19 protein-coding genes are annotated in these 22,513 nt (G+C 59.8%); 5 read left to right on the top strand and 14 right to left on the bottom strand.

Features of this window, described 5'->3' with window-relative positions:
* Window positions 1–37: 37 nt before the first annotated feature.
* Both FHT73_RS06060 and FHT73_RS06065 read right to left on the bottom strand, forming a co-directional pair.
* A complete protein-coding gene (locus FHT73_RS06060; RefSeq protein ID WP_183710372.1) occupies window positions 38–3,493 on the bottom strand; it encodes a YhaN family protein in 3,456 nt (1,151 codons plus the stop codon).
* A complete protein-coding gene (locus FHT73_RS06065) occupies window positions 3,493–4,728 on the bottom strand; it encodes a DNA repair exonuclease (protein ID WP_183710374.1) in 1,236 nt (411 codons plus the stop codon). The genes FHT73_RS06060 and FHT73_RS06065 overlap by 1 nt, the downstream gene beginning before the upstream one ends.
* Window positions 4,729–4,951: 223 nt before the next feature.
* Here FHT73_RS06065 and FHT73_RS06070 point away from each other — a divergent pair, with 223 nt between their 5' ends.
* On the top strand, window positions 4,952–5,938 hold the full coding sequence (locus FHT73_RS06070; protein WP_183710375.1) for an aldo/keto reductase: 987 nt from the start codon (window positions 4,952–4,954) through the stop codon (window positions 5,936–5,938).
* A gap of 81 nt (window positions 5,939–6,019) precedes the next feature.
* Window positions 6,020–6,757 (top strand): SDR family oxidoreductase, encoded by a 738-nt coding sequence (locus tag FHT73_RS06075; protein ID WP_183710377.1) that lies wholly within the window; start codon window positions 6,020–6,022, stop codon window positions 6,755–6,757.
* Window positions 6,758–6,862: 105 nt separating this feature from the next.
* On the opposite strand, the gene FHT73_RS06080 is transcribed toward FHT73_RS06075, so the two are convergent.
* Window positions 6,863–7,243, bottom strand: coding sequence for a helix-turn-helix domain-containing protein (locus tag FHT73_RS06080; RefSeq protein WP_183710379.1), 381 nt, complete (start codon window positions 7,241–7,243; stop codon window positions 6,863–6,865).
* Between the two features lie 153 nt (window positions 7,244–7,396).
* Between FHT73_RS06080 and FHT73_RS06085 the strand changes: the two genes are divergently transcribed.
* Window positions 7,397–7,786: a DoxX family protein gene (locus tag FHT73_RS06085; RefSeq protein WP_183710381.1), complete on the top strand. Its 390-nt coding sequence runs from the start codon at window positions 7,397–7,399 to the stop codon at window positions 7,784–7,786.
* Window positions 7,787–7,810: 24 nt separating this feature from the next.
* Window positions 7,811–8,554, top strand: a complete 744-nt coding sequence (locus FHT73_RS06090; RefSeq protein ID WP_112607193.1) for an SDR family oxidoreductase — start codon at window positions 7,811–7,813, stop codon at window positions 8,552–8,554.
* Window positions 8,555–8,710: 156 nt separating this feature from the next.
* Here FHT73_RS06090 and hupB read toward each other — a convergent pair whose 3' ends face one another.
* From hupB to clpP, 4 genes are all read right to left on the bottom strand, one after another.
* Window positions 8,711–8,986: a DNA-binding protein HupB gene (gene hupB, locus FHT73_RS06095; RefSeq protein ID WP_015339480.1), complete on the bottom strand. Its 276-nt coding sequence runs from the start codon at window positions 8,984–8,986 to the stop codon at window positions 8,711–8,713.
* A gap of 203 nt (window positions 8,987–9,189) precedes the next feature.
* Window positions 9,190–11,610 (bottom strand): endopeptidase La, encoded by a 2,421-nt coding sequence (gene lon / locus FHT73_RS06100; RefSeq protein WP_112337550.1) that lies wholly within the window; start codon window positions 11,608–11,610, stop codon window positions 9,190–9,192.
* 418 nt (window positions 11,611–12,028) lie between these two features.
* Entirely contained in the window at window positions 12,029–13,306 is a 1,278-nt protein-coding gene (gene clpX, locus FHT73_RS06105) for an ATP-dependent Clp protease ATP-binding subunit ClpX (RefSeq protein ID WP_015339478.1), read from the bottom strand.
* 297 nt (window positions 13,307–13,603) lie between these two features.
* Window positions 13,604–14,236, bottom strand: coding sequence for an ATP-dependent Clp endopeptidase proteolytic subunit ClpP (gene clpP / locus FHT73_RS06110; protein ID WP_015339477.1), 633 nt, complete (start codon window positions 14,234–14,236; stop codon window positions 13,604–13,606).
* 402 nt (window positions 14,237–14,638) lie between these two features.
* On the opposite strand from clpP, the gene FHT73_RS06115 reads away from it, so the two are divergent.
* Window positions 14,639–15,889 carry a GGDEF domain-containing protein gene (locus tag FHT73_RS06115; RefSeq protein WP_183710383.1) on the top strand — a complete coding sequence of 417 codons (1,251 nt, stop codon included), beginning with the start codon at window positions 14,639–14,641 and terminating at the stop codon, window positions 15,887–15,889.
* 141 nt (window positions 15,890–16,030) lie between these two features.
* On the opposite strand, the gene pstB is transcribed toward FHT73_RS06115, so the two are convergent.
* The 7 genes from pstB to FHT73_RS06150 all read right to left on the bottom strand — a co-directional run bounded on the left by pstB (window position 16,031) and on the right by FHT73_RS06150 (window position 22,459).
* Window positions 16,031–16,864, bottom strand: coding sequence for a phosphate ABC transporter ATP-binding protein PstB (gene pstB, locus FHT73_RS06120; protein WP_132716705.1), 834 nt, complete (start codon window positions 16,862–16,864; stop codon window positions 16,031–16,033).
* A 29-nt stretch (window positions 16,865–16,893) separates the two neighbouring features.
* Window positions 16,894–17,745 (bottom strand): phosphate ABC transporter permease PstA, encoded by an 852-nt coding sequence (gene pstA, locus FHT73_RS06125; protein WP_183710384.1) that lies wholly within the window; start codon window positions 17,743–17,745, stop codon window positions 16,894–16,896.
* A gap of 10 nt (window positions 17,746–17,755) precedes the next feature.
* Window positions 17,756–18,727, bottom strand: coding sequence for a phosphate ABC transporter permease subunit PstC (pstC, locus tag FHT73_RS06130; RefSeq protein ID WP_183710386.1), 972 nt, complete (start codon window positions 18,725–18,727; stop codon window positions 17,756–17,758).
* Window positions 18,728–18,803: 76 nt separating this feature from the next.
* Window positions 18,804–19,829: a phosphate ABC transporter substrate-binding protein PstS gene (pstS, locus tag FHT73_RS06135; RefSeq protein WP_112337555.1), complete on the bottom strand. Its 1,026-nt coding sequence runs from the start codon at window positions 19,827–19,829 to the stop codon at window positions 18,804–18,806.
* 252 nt (window positions 19,830–20,081) lie between these two features.
* Entirely contained in the window at window positions 20,082–20,438 is a 357-nt protein-coding gene (locus FHT73_RS06140) for a cupin domain-containing protein (protein ID WP_183710388.1), read from the bottom strand.
* A 140-nt stretch (window positions 20,439–20,578) separates the two neighbouring features.
* Window positions 20,579–21,862, bottom strand: a complete 1,284-nt coding sequence (locus FHT73_RS06145) for an O-acetylhomoserine aminocarboxypropyltransferase (protein WP_183710390.1) — start codon at window positions 21,860–21,862, stop codon at window positions 20,579–20,581.
* Window positions 21,863–22,030: 168 nt separating this feature from the next.
* A complete protein-coding gene (locus FHT73_RS06150) occupies window positions 22,031–22,459 on the bottom strand; it encodes a CoA-binding protein (protein ID WP_112337558.1) in 429 nt (142 codons plus the stop codon).
* Window positions 22,460–22,513: the final 54 nt, after the last annotated feature.

Genomic DNA, 22,513 nt, shown 5'->3' on the forward strand with positions numbered 1-22,513 from the left:
CTGGAACAGCTATAGCCCGATCCGGGACCGCAACTCATCAAAGCTGGATCAAATCGAGACCCCGACCGATCTCGCTCTTGGCGAGCTCGACTACGCTCCTCTCATGGGTAAACAGGATCGTCTGGAAACGATCGGCCGTAGCAGCCAGCACCTGCAGACCGGCGCTGACGCGCTCGTCGTCGAACGTCTGGAAGATATCGTCGACGATTAGCGGCGCAGGCTCGTTGCGGGCGGAGTAATCCTCGAGAAATGCCAGCCGCAGCGCGAGATAAAGCTGATCGCCAGTTCCCTCGCTCAAGCCGTCAAGCGGCACACGCTCACCTGCCGCACGCTCGGCCAGCAATTGCAGCGTATCGCTTTCATCATGAGCTTCGACAAGACGGGAGAAACGACCGCCGGTCAGCTGCGAGAACAACTCGCCCGCCCGCCTGATGACGGGATCGGCCTGCTTTTCGCGATAGGCTTCCATCGAGCCGGCCAGCATTCGCGCTGCGATCTTGAGGACAACCCATTGCCGCGCAAGGTCCTTCGCCTCCTGCTCAGCCGCAAGCCTCTCGAAAACTGCGTATTCTGCGCTGACGCCGGTTTCCAGGGCTTGCCGTTGGCGGCGGTTCTCAGCCAGCCGGGCCGAAAGCTCGCCATGCATGGCGAACTGCCGCTGATCTTCCTCGGTCAACCGCTCAATTTCAAGATCGGCTGCAACCCGCTCAAAGCCGGCAAGCTCGGCGCGAAGCTCGTCTTCGGCCTTGCCGTCAGCCTGCTGGCGGAATCGATCGCGGCTTTCGGCAAGCCGCGCGGCGAGACGCGCACGTTCGCGCAGCTGCGAGAGCAGTGCGGGCAGATCGTCGACACCGCGAAGATCCGCGGTTAGCTGGTCGAGTTCGACGGCAACGGCGCCGAGCACTGCCTCCTGGCGTGTTACCATGCCCTGCCAGCGCTGCCGCTCCTCTTCGAGGCCGTCGCGCTTTTTCAGCTCTCCGCGCATGGCGTTGACACGGGTATGCAGCGCCTCGGCAGCGGCATCCGGCGGCAGATGGTCCAGCTCATAGCCGCTGTTGGCGGCAAGCGTCGCCAACCGCCGCTCGAAATCGGCCATGTCGCGGCGCATGCCGCTAACCCGGCGCAGACGGTTCTCCCGCTCCGCTAGGACATCGGGCAGTTCCTGCCATGCTTTCAGGGCAACATTCGCCATCTCCAGGGTCGTGTCGGACGGCAACCGAAGCAGTTCGACGGCCTTGGCGAAGGCGGCGCGCCAAGCGACCTGCTGACGTTTCAAGAGCTGCTGCTGCTCGTCGAAGCGAGCCAGCCGGTCACGCGCGGCCCCGATCTCACCTTCCCGCGTGCGGCTTTCGCTCCAGCGCTCGGACAGAAGGCGCAGATGCTTGCGCAAGCCTTCCGCAATCGCGGCCGGCGGAAGGCGGCCGCTCTTGTAGCCGGTCGCCTCGACGATATCCTGCAGAGCCGGCAAGACTCGACCTTCCGCCAGCGCATTCTCATCCCGTTGATCGACTAAATCCCGCAAAGCCTTGCGCTCGCGTCGCAGCAGCTCCACTCCGCGGCGCCATTCCAGCATCGTCGATGGATCGAGGGCATCGACGCCGCAAGGCTCAAAAAGGGCTGCGAAGGCTGCCTGTGCATCCTCCAGCGATTTCTCGCAGCTCCTCAGCTGTCCAGAAGCATCCTCCCGCTCCCGCAGCAGACGCGCCTGCCGCAAACGATAGTCGGCGTGGCGTGCGACACGATCCGCATCGCTCAGCGCGGCATCGGCCAAACGATCGGCCTCAGCCACCTCAACAGTCAATGCGGCAAGCGCCTTAGCTTCCGGAGCTGCGCCCTCGGTCCATTTCTGCTGGATGGAGGACCATTGCGCATCGCGGCTCGCGCGCGCGGCGACGATCTGTTCGCGCGTAACAACCGGCCCGGTGCGCTCGGCATCCGCGAGGATTCGTGCTATTTCCGCCAGCTGCTCGTCATAGGTCTGCAGCTTGCTGGTGGCATCGCGCACCTTCGATCGAGCGGCGTCGATCGCATCCCGATGTGCCGTAATCTCTGTCGCTTCCGGAAGCGGCACAGAAAACAATACGTCGATGTCACCGATCGGTGGCTGCAGCCGTCCGGCCGCCTCGTGAAGATCGGCCTCGATGCGGCGTATCTGGGTTTCCAGCCCATCAAGGCGAGCCAAGGAGGAGAGATCACTGCCCAAAGCCTCAAGCTGGTCAATATAAGGTCTCGGATCGATCAGTCGTCCATTAAGGCTGTCCCTCTCCAGAGCGGTAAGCTGCCTGCGCTCGCTCTCAGCTTGCCCGGCAAGCGACTGCATCTGCTGCGCGAGCTGCCGGCCTTCGTCCACCAGTTCCGACAGGCGCGCGCGGTCGATGTCACTCGGCTGCTGCCGCTCCAGCTCGGCCTCGGCAAGACCGAGACGACGCGCAAGCTGGGAAAGCGTGGTGTCGTAACCGGCAAGCTCCTGATCGACGCGCGGCAGGTCCTGCCGTTGAGCGCGGTAGTTGCCGGTATCGGCAAAGAGCTGGGTGATATCGCCTGACATCTGGAGCAGCGCTTCATCGACGTGAACACGCGCGAGATCTTCCTCGGCACGCACAACGGCTTGTTGAGCACGGCGCAGTTCCTCTTCGCTCGCCTGTTTATCGTGCAGCTTCTGTTCAAGCCGGTCGGCGAAACCGTTCGGTATGGCCGCGAGATCGGAAAGGCCGTCGAGTGCAAGGGTTTCCGCATCGATCTCGGCAAGCAACGGCTGCAGGGTCTTCAGCCGCTTCAGCCGATCCAGCGCCTCGCGCGTGCCGCGGCGCTCCGCCTGTAGGCGCTCCAGCTCCGCTTCCAATTCGGACGCCTCGGCAAGAAGCTTCTTCCAGTCGCCGGATTTCAGCTCGTTTTCCCGCTCGGCCTTGCGAGCATCCTCATAGCGGTCGAGAGCCTGGTAGAAGCCGCGATCCTTCGAGCGCCTGACCGCATAGATACCATCGGCCTCCGCTTCCAGCGACTGGCGCAGGCGCGACAGACCGGTAAGCCCGGAAGCAGCAGAAAACAGCAGGCTGCCGATCTCGCCGCCGCTGCGCAGCATGGCAGTCGCGCCCTGCCGCAGCCGTTGGGAGTCGAGGCCGAAGGCGCGCTCGAAGACATCGCGGCTCAGATTGCCGAGGAAGGGCGCAAGCGCATCGTCGGCAAGCGCCGTCTCCTTGTCATCGGGCGCGAGAAGCGTCCCCTTGCGGCCACGGCGGCGGCGAAAACTCAGCCTTGCGCCATCGCGCGCGCTAAGATCGGCGCCGATCCGCAGGGTATTCGGCTCATGCAGGAAGCTTTGCTCGGCAGCGGCCGGGAAACCGAAGAGAAGATCGGAGATCGCGTTCAGAGCCGAGGATTTACCCGCTTCGTTCGGACCATAGATCACATGCAGTCGTGCATCGGGGCGAAAATCGATCGATCGATCGGTCAGCGCGCCGTAGCGGAGAATATCGAGCCGGGTGAAGCGCATCAGCCGGCCCCCTGCCCGCGCGCCAGCAGCAGTTGCCGCGCCTCTTCGATGAGGGCATCCATGCTATCGTCCAACGGCTGTTCCGTCGCGCCGAGGCCACCCGGCAGGCGCACGGCGATCTCGTCGATTAACCGGGCCGCTTCCGCCGCAATATCGGTATCGCCGGCATGGTCTGCCAATAGCTGGCGCAGATCGAGCGCGCCGTCCGTGTCCGCTGCTCTCTCCGGTGGCGGTTCCAGCCGCAGCTCGAGCTTTTCCAGCCAGATATCCTCATGCACGCGATGACAGGCGGCTTCCACCTCGTCGCGCCATTGCTGGCGGCTGGCAGCGATCGCACCCTGCAGCGGCGTTACGCCGGAAAGCCGCACACGCAGCGCGGTCATGCGACCCGCCATCTCATCGGCAATCGGCTGCACCGCCTGCTCCACATGGCGCAGGATCGCCGCCTGATCGTCCTCCGGTCCAACCACGATATCGATCTGCGCAAAGCGCGCCTCATCGACGATCAGACGCTCATGATCGATCCGCCCGTCTTCGACTGTCACCAGCACCGCGCCCTTGGCTCCGCGCTCGCGGATGTTGCGGCCCTGCAGATTGCCGGGAAAAATGACGAGCGGGTCCTGCGCCACCACTTCAAAGTCGTGCACATGGCCGAGCGCCCAGTAGTCATAGCCGCGCGAACGCAGATCATCGACGGAACACGGCGCATAGGGCGCATGCGGCTCGCGGCCGGTCAGCGAGGTATGCAGAATGCCGATGTTGAACCAGCCGGAAACGGGTGGCGGATAGGCAATCGCCAGATTGTCGTTGGCAGAGCGCTCGGCAAAGCCCTGGCCATGCAGCGCCACCTTCAGTGCTTCCAGCCTGACACTACCCGGTTTGCCGGTCGGAAACTCATGCACGTTTGGCGGCAATGTGATGGTTTTGGTGATGACGCTCGCCGCATCGTGATTGCCGCGCAGCAGGTAGACCGGAATGCCCGCCCGTTCCAGCCGGGCCATTTCGCGATTGAAGAACAGGCCGATCTTGTTGTCCTTCCAGTCGCCGTCATAGACATCGCCGGCAATGACGAAGAAATCGACGCGCTTTTCGATCGCCAAGCCCACAAGGGTCGAGAAGGCCTTGCGGCTCGCTTCGACGAAGACTGCCGCAACGGCGGCATCCTTCAAGGCGAGCCCCTGAAACGGACTGCCAAGATGCAGATCGGCGGCATGGATGAAGCTGAAAGAGGGCATGAGCTCCGATAATAGTCAGAAATCCGATCTCCCCTTTTAAGGAAACGAAGGCGCTGTGAATACCGCACCGGCGGCTTCATCCAACGGTTTCGTAAGCCGGCCAGCGCCTGCCATGTTTCTCAGTCACGCGATTGCGATCCTCGATCGCCAATGTGCGCTTGTGGCCCTGTCGGACGGCTGCTACTGCGCTATCATCTTACGAATAAAAGAGAGGAGACTTTTCATGAGACATCATGCCTTTGGACGGACGCCCTTTATCGTGACGGATGTCGGCTTCGGGGCCTGGCAGATCGGCGGCGCATGGGGCGATGTCAGCGAGGCCGACGGCCGCGCAGCGTTGAACGAGGCTCTTGATGCCGGCATGACCTTCATCGATACAGCCGACGTCTATGGCGACGGCCGCTCGGAAAAGATCATTGCCGATGTACTGAAGGCACGCGGCGGCGCGCGCCCGATGGTGGCGACCAAGGCCGGGCGCCGGCTGAACCCGCATGTCGCCGACGGCTATAACAAGACCAACCTGGAGGGCTTCATCGACCGCAGCCTGAATAACCTCGGCATCGAGAGCCTTGATCTCGTGCAGCTTCACTGCCCGCCGACCGAAGTTCTCTATCGGCCGGAAATTTTTGCCGGTCTCGACGAATTGCAGAAGGCCGGCAAGATCAAGGGATACGGTGTCAGCGTCGAGAAGGTCGAAGAAGCGCTGAAGGCCATCGAATATCCGGGCGTCGTCAGCATTCAGATCATCTACAATATCTTCCGTCAGCGGCCCGACCATCTGTTTTTCAAGGAAGCCAGGCGCAAGAACGTGGCTGTCATCGCCCGCGTACCGCTGGCCTCCGGCCTGCTGTCCGGCAAGATCACCCGCGATACGCAATTTGCCAGCGACGACCACCGCAACTTCAACCGTCACGGCGAGGCCTTCGATGTCGGCGAAACCTTTGCGGGCGTGCCGTTCGAAGTTGGTCTGCAGGCTGTGGAAGAAGTGCGAAAGCTGGTTCCGGCCGGCGCCAGCATGGCTGCCTTTGCACTCCGCTGGATCCTGATGAATGACGCCGTCACCGTCGTCATTCCGGGTGCGCGCAATGCCGAGCAGGCCAAGGCCAATGCCGTCGCGGCCGATCTCGCTCCGTTTTCGGCCGATATCATGGCGGCAACGCGCGAAATCTACGAGCGCCTGATCGCGCCGCATGTCCATCATCGCTGGTAAGGCCATTTTGGCATGAATAGCTGAGACCCCGTTGCGGCTATTCGAAGATCAGTTCGAGGGCTAAACCGAGGAGGGGAAGAGATGAAAGTAGCGCTGGTAACGGGGGCATCGCGCGGCCTTGGCGCCGTAATCGCCTTGCAGCTCGCTGAGGCCGGCTGGGCCGTCGCGGTCAATTATGCGAATGACACGCAGGGCGCCGAGAGGGTTGTCGAGACCATCCGGCAGCGTGATGGGCAGGCTTATGCCGCAAAATTCAGCGTGATTGACAAGGACCAGCTTGCTGACGGTCTGGAAAAGATCAAGGCGTCGCTCGGGCCGGTCGATCTCATCGTCAACAATGCGACCGGCCCTCAGCCGGAACTGCCGCTCATGGAGCAATCCTGGCGGACCTATCTCGATCAGCTCGAGTTCTTCGTCAAGGCGCCTCTGGAGCTGCTCCAAGCCGTGCTCCCCGATTGGCGGGCGCGCAAATCCGGCCGCGTTATCAATATCGGCTCCGAAGTCGCGGAACTCGGCAATCCTAATTTCGGCAATTATGCCGCTGCCAAGGGGGCGATGCTCTCGATGACGCGCTCCTGGGCAAGAGAGCTCGCGCCGGAAGGCATTACCGTCAATCTCATTGCTCCCGGCTGGATCCCGGTCGAGCGTCATGCAGAAGCGTCGCAGCAGGCCAAGGACGGCTATCTCGCGCAGACGCCGCTTGCCCATTTCGGCAGGCCGGAAGATATCGCCGATGCCGTCGTCTTCCTCGCCTCGAGCAAGGCAGATTTCATCACCGGCCAGAAACTCGCGGTCAATGGCGGCCGGACGCTGCTCTGACTCTGCACTTCGGTAGCAAAGCTCATCAGCCGAAGCTGTGGTCGTGGCGCTGCCTCGCACCTCAAGCAGTCATCCGACGCCGGCTCCGCGGTTTGGAGCAGGCATCTATTTTTTCGAGGTTTGTTTTCGGCCGCGAGTTGTCGTCCTTTCGGGTATGCTTCGCCCATATTCGCTCCACCATGCGGTCAAGGCTTCCATGGTGGGTCCAAGTCCCCTTGCCTTCGCCGTGATTTCATATTCCACCCGAGGCGGAACTTCGGCAAAGACAGTGCGTGAGATGAGACCATCAGCCTCCAGCTCCCGCAATTGCGTGGTCAACATGTGCTGCGTGATGCCTGGGATGGCCTTGCGCAGCTCGTTAAAGCGATAGAACCGCTGGTTGAGAAGCCACATGATTTCCAGCTTCCATTTTCCGGAGAGCAGTGTGAACGCTCGGCGCATCTCCTCATGCATATTGATGCCTGGTTCATTAGTCTGGTTTTCCATACTTACCACGCCAAATTTATCCTACTTGTATGGATTCATTTAATATCACATTTTCGATCTGCAGACCGGAGAAATGGCGGATCGCCATTCCGGACATCGAAAATCTTGAAACGGAGCAAGCTGCCGGAGCCATTCGGCGGCAACGGATATCCCATGTCTGAATTCTATGTTTACTGGGCCGCAACGGCCTTGCTTGTCCTGCTGTATCTGGCCTCCGCCGTGACCTACGTCGTCAAAACCGAGTGGGTACGGCAAACGATCCTCGGGTTCGGCTACCCAAGCTATCTCGTCCACCTTTTGACTTTCGTGAAGCTCGCCGCCGTTGCCGCTATTCTATCGCGGTTCAACGTCGCCATCAGCGATCTGGCCTATGCGGGCATGTTGTTTCACCTCCTGCTTTCCGGACTTGCTCACATTGGCGTTCGAAAACCCGTAGGCGCTCTGCCGGCTATAGTCGGACTGGCATTGCTCGTAACCTCCTTCGCCACGCAGAACGCGGGACGCGAAATTCCCTCACCATACGCATTTGCGATGGCGCTCTAATTGCCGAACCCGAAAGGAAATCGAATGGGAAAGCTAACCGGAAAAGTGGCTATCGTCGCCGGTGCCGGCAGGGGCATCGGACGTGCCACGGCAGAACTCTTTGCGGCGGAAGGCGCGAAGGTCGCGGTATTGTCGCTCACCCCAGCCAACGTGAATGCGGTTGCCGCTCACATCCAATCCAAGGGAGGAACCGCGCTCGGCGTGGTCTGTGACCTCAGTTACGGCGAGCAGATCGCCGAGGCAGTGGCAAAGGTGGTGCGGACATTCGGAGGGATCGATATTTTGGTGAATGTCGCATTCGACCCGACCGTTGTTCACTCCTCGATCCTCGATCTCTCCATAGAACAATTGCAACGCAACTTCGATATGGGCCCGATTGCATATCTGCGAACCATGCAGGCCTGCTATCCATACTTGAAAGCCAGCGGAGAAGGCCGTGTGATCAACTTTGCGTCTCTGGCAGGCATTCTCGGCATATCCCCTTACGGGCCATACAACCTCGCCAAGGAGGCCATACGCGCGCTCACGAGATCCGCTGCCCGCGAATGGGGTCCGGACAATATCACCGTCAATAACCTCCTGCCCGTAGCCAACACTTGGGGCGCAAGTCCCGACACTCCTCCGCCAACGAATGCCGTTGGCCGCTTCGGCTCACCCGAAGACGATGTCGCACCCGTCGTCCTGTTCCTTGCCAGTAGCGATTCGAGATTCATCACGGGTTCGAGTCTGACGCCGGATGGTGGCCAGATCATCGACAGCGCCCGATAGCTCCGGTTGGAGCATCGCATGAGCACATCGGCGTTCATCTGGCCCGATGCGGGATGGCGATTTCGGATCGGAAATCACCCATAAAAAGGGCCCGCTTTTGCGGGCCCCAATCTTGTCCACCCCGCAAGGCTAAAGCCTCGCAGCGGGTGAAACGAATTAGCTGTTGACCGAGTCCTTCAGGCCCTTGCCGGGCGTGAACTTCGGTACGTTACGGGCAGGAATATCGACCTCAGCGCCGGTAGACGGGTTACGGCCCTTGGTGGCTGCACGGTGAGAAACGGTGAAGCTGCCGAAACCAGCAAGGCGAATGTCGCCGCCCTTCTTCAGTTCGGCCTGGACAGTATCGAAAACAGCGTCGACAGCGGAAGCAGCGTCAGCCTTCGTGATACCGGCCTTCTCGGCCACTGCGGACACGAGCTCATTCTTGTTCATGTTTCCACCCCTTTCTCTGGTATGAAACGACTTATCAGTAAGCGGGGCGCAAAATAGCAATGCTCTTACCCGCCGCAACCCCAAAAGCCCTGCAAATCAAGGAAAAGCAAGCGTTGCCATACGCTTTTCACAAAAAAAGACCGACAAAAATGCCGGTCTTTTCGTCCATTTATGTCAATTCGACAGAATTGAGGCGAAGGGGCTCAATGAGCGATGGTAGAACCCACTTCGTCGACGCCTTCGACCGTTGCGATCACAGGCGTTTCCACGGTGCCATCCCACTCGATCGGCTCAGGACGGCGAACAAGCGCGTGCTTGATCACCTCGCCCATGCGCGACACGGGGATGATTTCCATGCTGTTCTTCACGTTGTCCGGAATCTCCGCCAGATCCTTGGCGTTTTCTTCCGGGATCAGCACCTTCTTGATGCCGCCGCGCAGTGCCGCGAGCAGCTTTTCCTTCAGGCCGCCGATCGGCAGCACACGGCCGCGCAGCGTGATTTCACCCGTCATGGCAACATCCTTGGAAACCGGGATGCCGGTCATGATCGAGACGATTGCGGTTGCCATGGCGACACCGGCCGACGGACCATCCTTCGGCGTCGCACCTTCCGGCACGTGCACGTGGATGTCGCTCTTGTCGAAGCGAGGCGGCTCGATGCCGAAATCGACAGCGCGCGAGCGGACGTAGGAGGCGGCCGCCGAGATCGATTCCTTCATGACTTCCTTCAGGTTGCCTGTGACCGTCATGCGGCCCTTGCCCGGCATCATCACGCCTTCGATCGTCAGCAGCTCGCCGCCGACTTCAGTCCAGGCAAGACCGGTGACAACACCGACCTGATCGTCGCGCTCGGCTTCGCCATGGCGGAAGCGCGGCACGCCGAGATAGTCGGAAATATTCTCCGCCGTAACGGCAACCGACTTCACCTTGCCCTTGATGATCTCGGTGACCGCCTTGCGGGCGAGCTTCATCAATTCGCGCTCGAAGTTACGAACACCGGCTTCGCGGGTGTACTGCTGGCTAATCGCCATCAGGGCACCGTCGGTGACCGAGAATTCCTCCGGCTGCAACGCGTGTTCCTTGATGGCCTTCGGCAGCAGGTGCCGCTTGGCGATCTCGCGCTTTTCATCTTCGGTATAGCCGGCGATACGGATGACTTCCATGCGGTCCATCAATGGCGCAGGGATATTCAGCGTATTCGCCGTCGTGATGAACATCACATCCGACAGGTCATATTCGACTTCCAGGTAGTGATCCATGAAGGTCGAGTTCTGCGCAGGGTCCAGCACCTCAAGCAGAGCCGAGGACGGATCGCCGCGATAGTCCTGGCCGAGCTTGTCGATCTCGTCGAGCAGGAACAGCGGGTTGGACTTCTTCGCCTTCTTCATCGACTGGATGACCTTGCCGGGCATCGAGCCGATATAGGTGCGGCGGTGACCGCGGATCTCGGCTTCGTCGCGAACGCCGCCGAGCGCCATGCGGACATACTCACGGCCGGTCGCCTTGGCGATCGACTGGGCGAGCGAGGTCTTGCCGACACCCGGAGGGCCGACGAGGCACAGGATCGGGCCTTTGATCTTCGTCGCGCGAGCCTGGACGGCCAGATATTCGACGATCCGTTCCTTGACCTTTTCCAGGCCGAAATGATCCGCTTCGAGGATCTTCTCGGCATTGTTCAGGTCGGCCTTGATCTTCGACTTCTTGTGCCAGGGGATGCCCAGCAGCCAGTCGAGATAGTTGCGCACCACGGTCGCCTCAGCCGACATCGGGCTCATCTGCCTGAGCTTCTTCAGCTCGGCATCGGCCTTTTCCTTGGCCTCCTTCGACAGCTTGGTCTTGGAGATGCGCTCTTCCAGTTCGGCCATCTCGTCACGGCCTTCTTCGCCGTCGCCGAGCTCCTTCTGGATCGCCTTCATCTGCTCGTTCAGATAGTATTCGCGCTGCGTCTTCTCCATCTGGCGCTTGACGCGCGAGCGGATGCGCTTCTCGACCTGCAGAACCGAAATCTCGCCTTCCATGAAGCCGAGCGCCTTTTCCAGGCGAGCCTTGACGCTGGTGGTTTCCAGCATTTCCTGCTTTTCGGTGATCTTGATCGAAAGATGCGATGCAACGGTGTCCGCCAGCTTCGAATAATCATCGATCTGGCTGGCTGCACCGACCACTTCCGGCGAAATCTTCTTGTTGAGCTTCACATAGCTCTCGAATTCGGAAACGACGGAGCGGCTCAAAGCTTCGAGCTCGACCTGGTCTTCTTCCGGCTCATGCAGGACATGGCCAAGGGCTTCGTAGAAGTCTTCACGGCCGGTATATTCGTCGATTTCTGCGCGCGCACGGCCTTCCACCAGCACCTTGACGGTGCCGTCGGGCAGTTTCAGCAGCTGCAGGACATTTGCAACGGTACCGACCTTGTGGATGGCGTCCGGCGCGGGATCGTCATCGCTGGCATTGATCTGGGTGACGAGCATGATCTGCTTGTCCGACCCCATGACCTCTTCCAGCGCGCGAATGGATTTCTCCCGTCCGACGAACAGAGGCACGATCATGTGGGGGAAGACCACGATGTCGCGCAACGGCAATACCGGATAGGCAATGCTGTCGTGTGCCGCAGACGTTTTCTTACTCATGTCATTTCCTTTCCGTCGTCCCGTTCCCGGGCTCTCTGCCGGCTTGGGGAGTTAGCCGGCTCTCTCACTTGGTAAACAAGTGGAGCTTCACACTGCCTATTTCAAGTCACAGGAAACGCCCGCCACAAGGCAACGATCCCGCATATCCGCAAGGAGGAACGCAACAACAAAACACCAAAGCCCGACAACTCGAACACTGCCGGCGACGTTAAGATCCGAAGAAAAACGCCGGGCCTGCGCCCTGTCCGCCTCGTGCTCCAGAATCATGCCATCATGGCTGCAGCAGGGGCTCTTCACAACCGGTTCCGACGGCATTCCCTTAAGCTTATCCAAGACTTTATCAGCAAACCGTGCGATTTTTCAAACAGAAAGGGGCCCGTCGATGACGAGCCCCCGATTCGTGATCACAGATGATGGATCAGGCCGTTGCGTTGGCCTTCTCCTCTTGCCGGTCGGCATAGATGTAGAGCGGGCGGGCCGAGCCGCGAACCACTTCCTCGGAAATGACCACTTCGCGCACGCCTTCCAGCGCCGGTAGCTCGAACATGGTATCGAGGAGGATCTTCTCCATGATGGAGCGCAGACCACGGGCACCCGTCTTGCGGACGATCGCCCTGCGGGCGATTTCGCGCAGAGCATCCTCGTGGAAGGTCAGCTCGACATCTTCCATCTCGAACAGGCGCTGATACTGCTTCACCAGCGCGTTCTTCGGCTCGGACAGGATCTGGATCAGCGCATCCGCGTCAAGATCTTCCAGCGTCGCCAGAACGGGCAGACGGCCGATGAATTCCGGGATGAGACCGAACTTCACCAGATCTTCCGGCTCCAGCTCGCGCAGCACTTCGCCGACGCGGCGGTCATCCGGTGCCTTGACGGTCGCGCCGAAGCCGATCGAGGTCTTTTCGCCGCGGGCGGAGATGATCTTGTCGAGGCCTGCAAACGCACCGCCGCAGATAAAGAGGATGTTGGTCGTGTCCACCTGCAGGAATTCCTGCTGCGGATGCTTGCGGCCGCCCTGCGGGGGAACCGAAGCCACGGTGCCTTCCATGATCTTCAGAAGCGCCTGCTGCACGCCCTCGCCCGAGACGTCGCGCGTGATCGACGGATTGTCCGACTTGCGGGAAATCTTGTCGACTTCGTCGATGTAGACGATACCGCGCTGTGCGCGCTCGACGTTGTAGTCGGCAGCCTGCAGCAGCTTGAGGATGATGTTTTCGACGTCTTCGCCGACATAGCCTGCTTCGGTCAGCGTCGTCGCATCGGCCATGGTGAAGGGAACGTCGATGATACGGGCGAGCGTCTGGGCAAGATAGGTCTTGCCGCAGCCGGTCGGGCCGACGAGCATGATGTTCGACTTCGCCAGCTCGACGTCACCGTTCTTCGATGCGTGAGCGAGCCGCTTGTAATGGTTGTGAACGGCTACGGAGAGGATCTTCTTCGCCTGCCGCTGGCCGATGACGTATTCGTCAAGAACCTTGATGATGTCCTGCGGGGTCGGAACACCGTCACGAGACTTCACCATCGAGGATTTGTTTTCCTCGCGGATGATGTCCATGCATAGCTCGACGCACTCGTCGCAGATGAATACGGTCGGTCCGGCAATCAACTTCCGGACTTCATGCTGGCTCTTACCGCAGAACGAACAATAAAGCGTGTTCTTTGAGTCGCCGCCGTTGCTGCCGCTGACTTTGCTCATATCACTTTCCTTCCAGCACGCCGCAAATTTCCAACTTGAAATCGCGGTCCACTCTATGCGCCCGCCGGACCTGCCCCTCGTTTGCAGATCGCGGCGCCCTTCAGGGTACTGAACGCAGGCCAGGCAACCAAACCGGAACTGCGTGGCAACGATCCCCCTTCGAATGCCGAATGCTATGTCATAAAAACGCTACATAGCATTAATGCGTACTATTACCGCGTTCTGCTCCACATTAAACCCCTATTCGATCACAAATGGGATAGAACTGTGGCGTAGAAGTCACCGCCTAGTGGATAATCACGAGGCGGTTTCACCTTCTATTTCAGTACGCGACGTCAGCACCTTGTCGATCAGACCCCATTCCTTGGCCTCATCGGAGGACATGAAATGGTCGCGATCGAGCGTCTGCTCGACCTCTTCGTAGGTCCGACCGCAATGCTTGACGTAAACCTCATTGAGACGGCGCTTCATCTTGATGATGTCGCGTGCGTGGCGTTCGATGTCCGAAGCCTGGCCCTGGAAACCGCCCGAAGGCTGGTGAACCATAATCCGGGAATTCGGCGTTGCGAAACGCATGTCCTTGTCGCCGGCGGCCAGAAGCAGCGATCCCATCGAGGCAGCCTGGCCGATGCAGAGCGTCGAAACGGCCGGCTTGATGAACTGCATCGTATCGTAGATTGCCATACCGGCAGTGACGACGCCACCCGGCGAATTGATATAAAGGGCGATTTCTTTCTTCGGGTTTTCGGCCTCAAGGAAGAGAAGCTGTGCGCACACCAGCGTCGCCATATGGTCTTCGACCGGTCCGGTCAGGAAAATGATGCGTTCCTTCAGCAGGCGGGAATAAATGTCATAAGACCGCTCCCCGCGGTTGGTCTGCTCGACAACCATCGGCACCAGAGCCATAGCTGTATCGACTGGATTTCTCATGTGCGTCCTTTATCAAACTTGTCCCGACGACGGAAACGCCGGGAATCGGAGTAAAAATCCTTTACTCCTACATAGAGTGTCCCTGCCCTTCACTTCAAGACGCCCGAAAGCATAACGTCAAAAAGCTCTAATGACCCGCGAAGCGTTCACAAAGCATTTCTAACCGCGGCTCCTCGAATGCCAAGGTGCTGCAGCGACACGCAACCCGCTACTCACCATATTTCCAGATCGCAAGGTGAAGGAAGCGTGAAGGCCCGGATCAGGCCGACGCACATCTTCAGCACAGGCAAAATTTACCAAGGCACTTAAGGAACTTGCCATCTTATTGGGCAAGGATGAAACGAACACGGAAATCGTCGCGCAGTTTGCGCCGGTAGCCGAAAACAGCGGAGGCGTCCGATCGTGCTGAATATGACCACAGGCCTGACCATCTGGTGCTCGGAAGCCATAACGCTGGCGACCGTTCTCCTTCTCGCCTGGCGGCATGATCGCAAATCCCCAGCCTATTTGATCTGGGCACTGGGCTTCACCGTCAGCGCCGTGGGATTCGCGTTGGTGGCTGCTCGAGGTCTCATCCCCGATATATGGTCGATCCAGATCGGCAATGCCGTGGCCCTCCTCGGCGAGAGCGCCTGGATCGTCGGATTCCGCTTCATGGACAAGCGTAGGCTGGAATGGTCGGCATTTCTGCCACCGGCCATCTGGCTAATCGGCGTCAGCCTTCCCTGGGTCACCGGCAATTTCGCCAATCGCGTCATCGTCTATGATCTCGCGGGCGCAGTCGGCGCGACCTTGCTAGCTTTTGCCGTACATCCAGGCGACGACCGACGGGAACCGGCGCGCGGGCAACTCGGCATCGTCTTCGTGGCGCTCGCCTGCTTCTGTTTCGGTTCTGCTCTGTGGATGGTGCTTGCTGCCCCTTCGCTTGAAGAGGCCATGATCTATCGCGGCTACATGGCACTCGGCTATGGACTGCTCATCATCATCGCCATCGTTCTCAACGGCAAGCTTCTCATGGAACGAGCCGAGCGCCGCTGGCGGGCAATATCCATCACCGATACTTTGACGGGCGTTCTGAACCGGCGCGGGCTTCAGGAAAGCTACGAGATCCTCGTCGGCAAGGGGCAGCAACAGCAAATGCTTGCCGCCCTGCTATTCGATCTCGATCATTTCAAGAAGATCAACGATCGCCATGGCCATCAGGCGGGCGATGCGGTGCTCGTCGAATTTGCCCGCATTGCCCGTCAGTTCGTGCCTCGCACCGGCGCATTCGGCAGAATGGGCGGGGAGGAATTCGTCGCCTTCCTTCCGATAGACGATCAATCCCAGGCAGAAGCGCTGGCGGAAACCATCCGCGCTGATTTCTGCCGGGTACCGCTGCTTGCCGGCCGCACGCTGGTGCCGGCAACCGTCAGCATCGGCGTTTCGATCATGCCGCACGATACCGTCAGCTGGGATCGTCTTATCTCTTTCGCAGACCGTGCGCTTTATGCCGCGAAACGCGCGGGCCGCAACTGCACCATCCTCTTCAACGAAACCGAGACTGCCAGGGAGCCTGACGCAACGTCTGCGGCGGACGGCGGCGAACTGGTGCCGACCCTCGACGACCAGATCCATGCCTTGCGGCGTATGGGTACGCTCGCAAGGATGTGACCAGCTTGTTCGGCGCACCCCATTCTATCGGCTTTGGTTTGACCAAATTGCATAGCCGCCCAACACGACGGCCATTCCCCAACGCAAAAAGCGCGCCTGAATAGCGCGCTTTCGCAAATTTGGCAGCAATGTCCAGCCGTATCAGCCGTAACGACCGGTGATGTAGTCTTCCGTGCGCTTGACCTTCGGCGCCTGGAAGATCTGCTCGGTCTGGCCGTATTCGATCAACTCACCAAGATACATGAAGGCAGTGCTGTCGGAGATACGGCTCGCCTGCTGCATGTTATGCGTGACGATAACGATGGTGAAGTCGCCCTTCAGCTGCGACACGAGTTCTTCGACCTTAGCGGTCGAGATCGGGTCCAGAGCCGAGGTCGGTTCATCGAGCAGCAGGACTTCGGGACGAATGGCGATGGCGCGAGCGATGCAGAGGCGCTGCTGCTGCCCGCCGGAAAGGCCAAGCCCGCTCTGGTGCAGCTTGTCCTTGACTTCGCTCCACAGCGCCGTTTCCGTCAGCGCCGCTTCGACGCGGGCGTCCATTTCCGACTTGGAGACCTTCTCATAGAGGCGGATGCCGAAAGCGACGTTCTCATAGATCGACATGGGGAACGGCGTTGGCTTCTGGAACACCATGCCGACCTTGGCGCGCAGATCGTTCAGATCGACGTCCTTGGTGAGGATATTGCGGCCATCCAGCAGAATCTCGCCCGCAACCGTTTGCCCGGGATAGAGATCGTACATGCGGTTGAAGGTGCGCAGCAACGTGGACTTGCCGCAGCCCGAAGGGCCGATGAAGGCGGTGACCGCGTTTTTGCGGATGTTCATATTCACGCTCTTCAGAACGCGATGGCCGTTCTGATAGGTGAAATCGAGGTTCTTCACCTCAAGTTTCGCCAGGCCGAGATCTGAGTGGGAAGCAGCATCCTTCCCCGGCTGTGCGTTGACGCTCTGGAAATTGCTGTCGCTCATGTTCATGGTCTCATTCCTATCGTTCGGCGGCTGCGTCACTGGCGGCGCCCACTCAAGACACGGGCAAGGATGTTAAGCGCAAGGATAGCAACGGTGATAATCAGCGCGCCCGCCCAGGCAAGTTGTTTGAGATCCTCGCCAGCATCGGCGGCGAGCGTATTGATCGCAACCGGCAGCGTGGCGATCGGACCGGTCAGGTCTGTATTCATGAATTTGCTGTAACCGGCCGTAAAGAGCAATGGCGCGGTTTCGCCGCTGATGCGGGCGATGGCCAGCAGGATGCCGGTGAGGATGCCGGTCCAGGCGGAACGGTAAACCACCATCATCATGGATTTCCAGCGCGGAGCGCCGAGCGCTGCAGTCGCCTCACGAAGCGCGTTTGGCACCAGCAACAGCATGTCCTGTGTCGTGCGGTTGACGACCGGAAGCGCGATCAGCGCCAGCGCAAGGATGCCCGCGATAGCGGAGTTGCCATGCATGGGCACGACCACCGCGCCGTAGACGAACACGCCGATAATGATCGAGGGCGCGGACAGCAAGATGTCGTTGAGGAACTTGGCAGCCTCGGCAAGTTTGCTGCCGTTGGCATATTCCACAAGATAGGTGGCGGCAAGAATGCCGATCGGCGCGGCGATCACGATCGCGAGACCCGTGACCAGCACGGTGCCGTAGATCGCGTTGATCAGACCGCCGCGCGAGCCTTGGGCTGGGATCGACATAGTGAACACGTCGAGGCTGAGCGCCGATATGCCGCGATAAAGCAGGGTCGCAAGGATCACGCTGAGAAAGAAGATGCCGAGGATGGCCGCGATGAAGCACAAGACCATCATCACCCGGTTCTTCCCATAACGCCTCGACACGAGGTTCTGACGAATTGCATTGTCCATGGTTTTTTCCTCAGTGCGCGTCGCCGCGGCCGATCATCCATCTCGCCAGCGCAAGCACGCAGAAGGAAAGGACGAACAGGAGCAGGCCGAGCGCAATCAGGCTCGACAATTGCAGACCGTCGGCATCGCCGAAATTGTTCGCGATCTGGGCGGAAATGGTGGTGGACGGCGAGATGATCGACGATTGCAGACGGCTCACCGAGCCGATAACGAAGGTGACGGCCATGGTTTCGCCGAGCGCGCGGCCGAGGCCGAGCATGATGCCGCCGACGAGGCCGCGGCGTGTATAGGGGATCAGGATGTGGCGAGCCACTTCCCATGTGGTCATGCCCATGCCGTAGGCGGATTCGCGCAGCATCGGCGGCACGGTGCTGAACACGTCGCGGGAGATCGCGGTGATGAACGGCAGGATCATGACGGCCAGCACGAGGCTTGCCGTCAGCAGGCCGACGCCCGGCGCCGGCGGCTGGAACAGCAGGCCGATCACCGGCACCTGACCGACAGTCCCGATCAGGAAAGGCAGGATATTGTTCTGCATCAGCGGCACGAGAATGAACAGGCCGACGATGCCATAGATAATGGAGGGAACGCCCGCCAGAAGCTCGATGGCCGTGCTGATGGGACGGCGCAGGCTGCCGGGGCAAAGTTCCGTGAGGAAGATGGCGATGCCGATGCCCAGGGGAACGGCAATCAACATGGCGATGAACGAACTCACCAGCGTACCGACTACGGCAGGGACGGCGCCATAGATATCTGCCGGCGCGCTCCACTTTGTGCCCCAAAGGAACGACAAGCCAAAGGTCTGAAATGTGGGCAAGGCATCGATGACAAGAACCACGAGGATCGCCAGCAGCAGAAGCACGACAAGAATAGCCGAGCCAAGCGTCATGAAATAGAAAATCCGATCCTGTATCCGGAATTTTCTGGTCGCGGCGGAGGTATTCACAGCCTGGAAGCCAGCCATCTGAGTCGCGTCAGCCATCGATTTCCCCTTGTCCTGTCACGAAAGGCGGACAGGGAAATACCCTGTCCGCCGCAACTTTTTCGCCTAGCACAAATTACTTCGTGCCGAAGTCCGTCTTCCAAGACTTCTCGACGATCTCGACAACATTATCCGGGACCGCAAGATAAGACAGCGCGGTCGCGTCCTTCTGGCCATGCTCATAGGACCACTTGAAGAACTTCAGTGCTTCTTCATTCTTAGCAGCATCAGCCGGCTTCTTATAGAGCAGAACCCAGGTCGAAGCGGCAATCGGCCAGCTCTTTTCGCCCGGCTGATTGGTGATGATCAGGTTGAAGTTCTTGGCCTTGGCCCAATCGGCATTGGAAGCGGCAGCCTTGAAGGTTTCCAGGCTCGGCTCGATAACCTTGCCTGCAGAGTTTTTCATCTTCGCGAAACCGATGTGGTTGGCGACGACATAGGAATATTCAACGTAAGAGATCGAGCCAGCCGTCTGGTTGACGGTGGTGGAAACGCCTTCCGAGCCCTTGGCGCCGAAGCCGACCGGCCATTCAACAGCCGTGTTCGAGCCAACCTTTTCCTTCCACTCCGGCGAAACCTTCGCCAGGTAGTCGGTGAAGTTGAAGGTCGTGCCCGAGCTGTCGGCGCGGTAAACAACCGAGATCGGCGTGGACGGCAGCTTCACTTCCGGGTTGAGAGCCTTGATGGCTGCATCGTCCCACTTGGCGATCTTGCCGAGGAAGATGTCGGCCAGCGTCTTGCCGTCGAGAACGAGTTCGCCCGGCTTTACGCCTTCGACGTTATAGGAAACGACGATACCGCCGGAGATCATCGGGAACTGGGCAATGCCGTTCTTCTCGAGGTCGGCGTCGCTCATCGGCTTGTCCGAAGCGCCGAATACGATGGTCTTGTCGAGGAGCTGCTTGATGCCGGCGCCCGAACCGACCGACTGGTAGTTGACGACGTTGTTCGTCGCAGCCTTGTAGCCTTCGGCCCACTTGGACAGAACCGGTGCAATGAAGCTCGAGCCAGCGCCCGTGATGTCGGCAGCGGAGGCCGAAGCGGACATAGCCGCGATAAGGCCTGCAGTCAGGCAAAGCGAACGGAGTTTCAGGTTAAGCATAATAGACTCACTTCCTCAAGTGAATGAAAGGATGGCGAGCAGAAGACCGGCGCGAGGCTTGCCATGGTAAACGAACCTCCCCGCCTGAAATCTCCCGGCGACAGCCTTGGCTCTAAAGACGCATTGTTTCAGTTTGATGACAGTTTAATGAAGCGGCAGTGACACAACCTGCGGCAATCATTGCGGCCGTTGCGGAACGGCGTGAATCAAGCTGCGCCAAAGGGCGCATGAACGCGAACTTCATGTTCTGATTCAAGAGCATCGTCGGAGACGGATCACGTAATCCTTGCGAGTCGTTTCAATAACTTCCCAGGTCCCCTTGAAGCCCGGCCTCAAGATAAGACGGTCGCCTGCACGCAGATGGAAGGCCTTTCCATCCTCACCCGTCACAATAGAATAACCGGAGAGGATATGGAAATATTCCCATTCGTCGTAGACGACCCTCCATTTGCCCGGCGTTGCTTCCCAGATACCGGCATAGAGGCCGCCGTCGGCCTCATCCATGCTCCACGTTCGGAAGATCGGGGCTCCCGAAATGAGGCGATCCGCGGCAGGCGCTCCGAGCTCGGGCTCAACGTCATCGACATTCAGTTGCACATAGTCTGCCACTCAGATCTCCCCTCGGTCACGTTTCGCCACATCAAAAATATCCGCGACCGCCAATCGGCGGTCGCGGACCGAGACAAACATGAAATTCGCCGAGATCAAAGAATCCCCGCTGCTTTTTCGGTTTCCTGCCGGTGCCGTCCTCAGATTTTCGCCAGCGCCTGCTCCAGATCGGCGATGATATCGTTGACGTCCTCGATACCGATGGAGAGACGCACCACATCCGGGCCGGCGCCGGCTGCGACCTTCTGTTCGTTGCTCAGCTGCTTGTGCGTGGTCGAGGCAGGATGGATGACGAGCGAGCGCGTGTCGCCGATATTGGCAAGATGCGAGAACAGCTGCAGGCCTTCGACCAGCCCCTTGCCCGCTTCATATCCCCCCTTCAGACCAAAGGTGAAGACGGAGCCGGCACCCTTCGGCGAGTAACGCTGCTGCAGCGCGTGGTTGGGATCGTCCTCAAGGCCGGCATAGTTGACCCATGCTACCTTCTCCTGCCCCTTCAGCCAACGCGCAACGGCAGCCGCATTGTCGGAATGGCGCTGCATCCGCAGTGGCAACGTTTCGATGCCTGTCAGGATCAGAAAGGCATTGAATGGCGAGATGGCTGGTCCGAGATCGCGCAGGCCCAGCACGCGGCAGGCAATGGCGAAAGCGAAATTGCCGAAGGTCGCATGCAGCACGATGCCGTTATATTCCGGCCGCGGTGAAGACAGCATGGGATAACTACCCGAGGCGGACCAGTCGAAAGTGCCGCCATCGACGATGATGCCGCCCATGGAATTGCCATGGCCGCCGAGGAACTTCGTCAGCGAATGCACGACGATATCGGCGCCATGCTCCAGCGGTCGGATGAGATAGGGGCTTGCGAGAGTATTGTCGACGATCAACGGTAGGCCATGCTTGTGCGCGATGGCCGCAATGGCGGCTATATCGACAAAGGTGCCGCCGGGATTGGCAAGGCTTTCGATAAAGACGGCGCGGGTGCGACTGTCGATCTGCGCTTCGAAGGTCGCAGGATCGGCGGAATCGGCCCAGCGGACCCGCCAGTCGAAACTCTTGAAGGATTGTCCGAACTGATTGACCGAACCACCATAAAGCCGTTTGGCCGCGACGAAATTGTCGCCCGGCTGCATGATGGCATGGAAGATGAGGAGCTGCGCGGCATGACCGGAGGCGACGGCCAGAGCCGCAGTGCCGCCTTCGAGGGCAGCCACCCGCTCTTCCAGCACGGCCTGGGTCGGGTTCATGATGCGGGTATAGATATTGCCGAATTGCTGCAATCCGAACAGCGCGGCTGCATGATCCGCATCCTGAAAGACGAAGGATGTCGTCTGGTAGATCGGCGTCGCGCGCGCGCCTGTCGCCGGATCCGGCTGGGCGCCGGCATGGATTGCAAGCGTGTCGAAACCTGGGTTGTTTGCTGGCATATCTTTCCTCCCGCCGGATTTTGTTCGTAACGGGAAAAGCATAACGCCTGGCATATGAAAGTTAACCGCGAACTTTGCCGTGCTTTTCGGCTCGCGGAAAAAACTTGCCATCTTTCGGTGAGATCGCGCGATAAACGGCCGGATGCCGTCGATCCCCTGTGATCTCGATCAGGCGACCAGGCGCGGATATTCGATGGCCGGGCAACGGTCCATCACGACCCTTACGCCCGCCGCCTCCGCTCGTGCCGCGGCGGCGTCGTCGCGCACGCCGAGCTGCCCCCAGATGACCGGCGGCCGCGGCTCGATCATGATCGTCTCCTCGACCACCGATCGGAGATATTCGGGCGCCCGAAAAACATCGACCATATCCACGGGCTCGGGGATATCGGCCAGACGCGCATAGACCCACTGCCCCAGAATTTCCTTGCCGGACTGCCCGGGATTGACGGGGATGACGCGATAGCCCCTGTTCAAAAGATAGGCCATCACGCCGTTGCTCGGACGTGCGGGATTGGGCGAAGCGCCGACGAGCGCGATGGTCCTCACGGACAGGAGGATATCGGCAATATAGGAATCGTCATAACTGTCGTGGTTCATCACGAAGCCTCCCGCTCCGATCACACTTGCGTTTTGCCATAAATACGGAAACCG

The sequence above is a fragment of the Rhizobium sp. BK098 genome (genome assembly GCF_014193155.1).
Taxonomy (GTDB): Bacteria; Pseudomonadota; Alphaproteobacteria; order Rhizobiales; family Rhizobiaceae; genus Rhizobium.

Bases quoted from the DNA above. Each gene is read 5' to 3' on its own strand.
- FHT73_RS06060 (WP_183710372.1), bottom strand. From the start codon at position 3,493: ATGCGCTTCACCCGGCTCGATATTCTCCGCTACGGCGCGCTGACCGAT.
- FHT73_RS06065 (WP_183710374.1), bottom strand. From the start codon at position 4,728: ATGCCCTCTTTCAGCTTCATCCATGCCGCCGATCTGCATCTTGGCAGT.
- FHT73_RS06070 (WP_183710375.1), top strand. From the start codon at position 4,952: ATGAGACATCATGCCTTTGGACGGACGCCCTTTATCGTGACGGATGTC.
- FHT73_RS06075 (WP_183710377.1), top strand. From the start codon at position 6,020: ATGAAAGTAGCGCTGGTAACGGGGGCATCGCGCGGCCTTGGCGCCGTA.
- FHT73_RS06080 (WP_183710379.1), bottom strand. From the start codon at position 7,243: ATGGAAAACCAGACTAATGAACCAGGCATCAATATGCATGAGGAGATG.
- FHT73_RS06085 (WP_183710381.1), top strand. From the start codon at position 7,397: ATGTCTGAATTCTATGTTTACTGGGCCGCAACGGCCTTGCTTGTCCTG.
- FHT73_RS06090 (WP_112607193.1), top strand. From the start codon at position 7,811: ATGGGAAAGCTAACCGGAAAAGTGGCTATCGTCGCCGGTGCCGGCAGG.
- hupB (WP_015339480.1), bottom strand. From the start codon at position 8,986: ATGAACAAGAATGAGCTCGTGTCCGCAGTGGCCGAGAAGGCCGGTATC.
- lon (WP_112337550.1), bottom strand. From the start codon at position 11,610: ATGAGTAAGAAAACGTCTGCGGCACACGACAGCATTGCCTATCCGGTA.
- clpX (WP_015339478.1), bottom strand. From the start codon at position 13,306: ATGAGCAAAGTCAGCGGCAGCAACGGCGGCGACTCAAAGAACACGCTT.
- clpP (WP_015339477.1), bottom strand. From the start codon at position 14,236: ATGAGAAATCCAGTCGATACAGCTATGGCTCTGGTGCCGATGGTTGTC.
- pstB (WP_132716705.1), bottom strand. From the start codon at position 16,864: ATGAACATGAGCGACAGCAATTTCCAGAGCGTCAACGCACAGCCGGGG.
- pstA (WP_183710384.1), bottom strand. From the start codon at position 17,745: ATGGACAATGCAATTCGTCAGAACCTCGTGTCGAGGCGTTATGGGAAG.
- pstC (WP_183710386.1), bottom strand. From the start codon at position 18,727: ATGGCTGACGCGACTCAGATGGCTGGCTTCCAGGCTGTGAATACCTCC.
- pstS (WP_112337555.1), bottom strand. From the start codon at position 19,829: ATGCTTAACCTGAAACTCCGTTCGCTTTGCCTGACTGCAGGCCTTATC.
- FHT73_RS06145 (WP_183710390.1), bottom strand. From the start codon at position 21,862: ATGCCAGCAAACAACCCAGGTTTCGACACGCTTGCAATCCATGCCGGC.
- FHT73_RS06150 (WP_112337558.1), bottom strand. From the start codon at position 22,459: ATGAACCACGACAGTTATGACGATTCCTATATTGCCGATATCCTCCTG.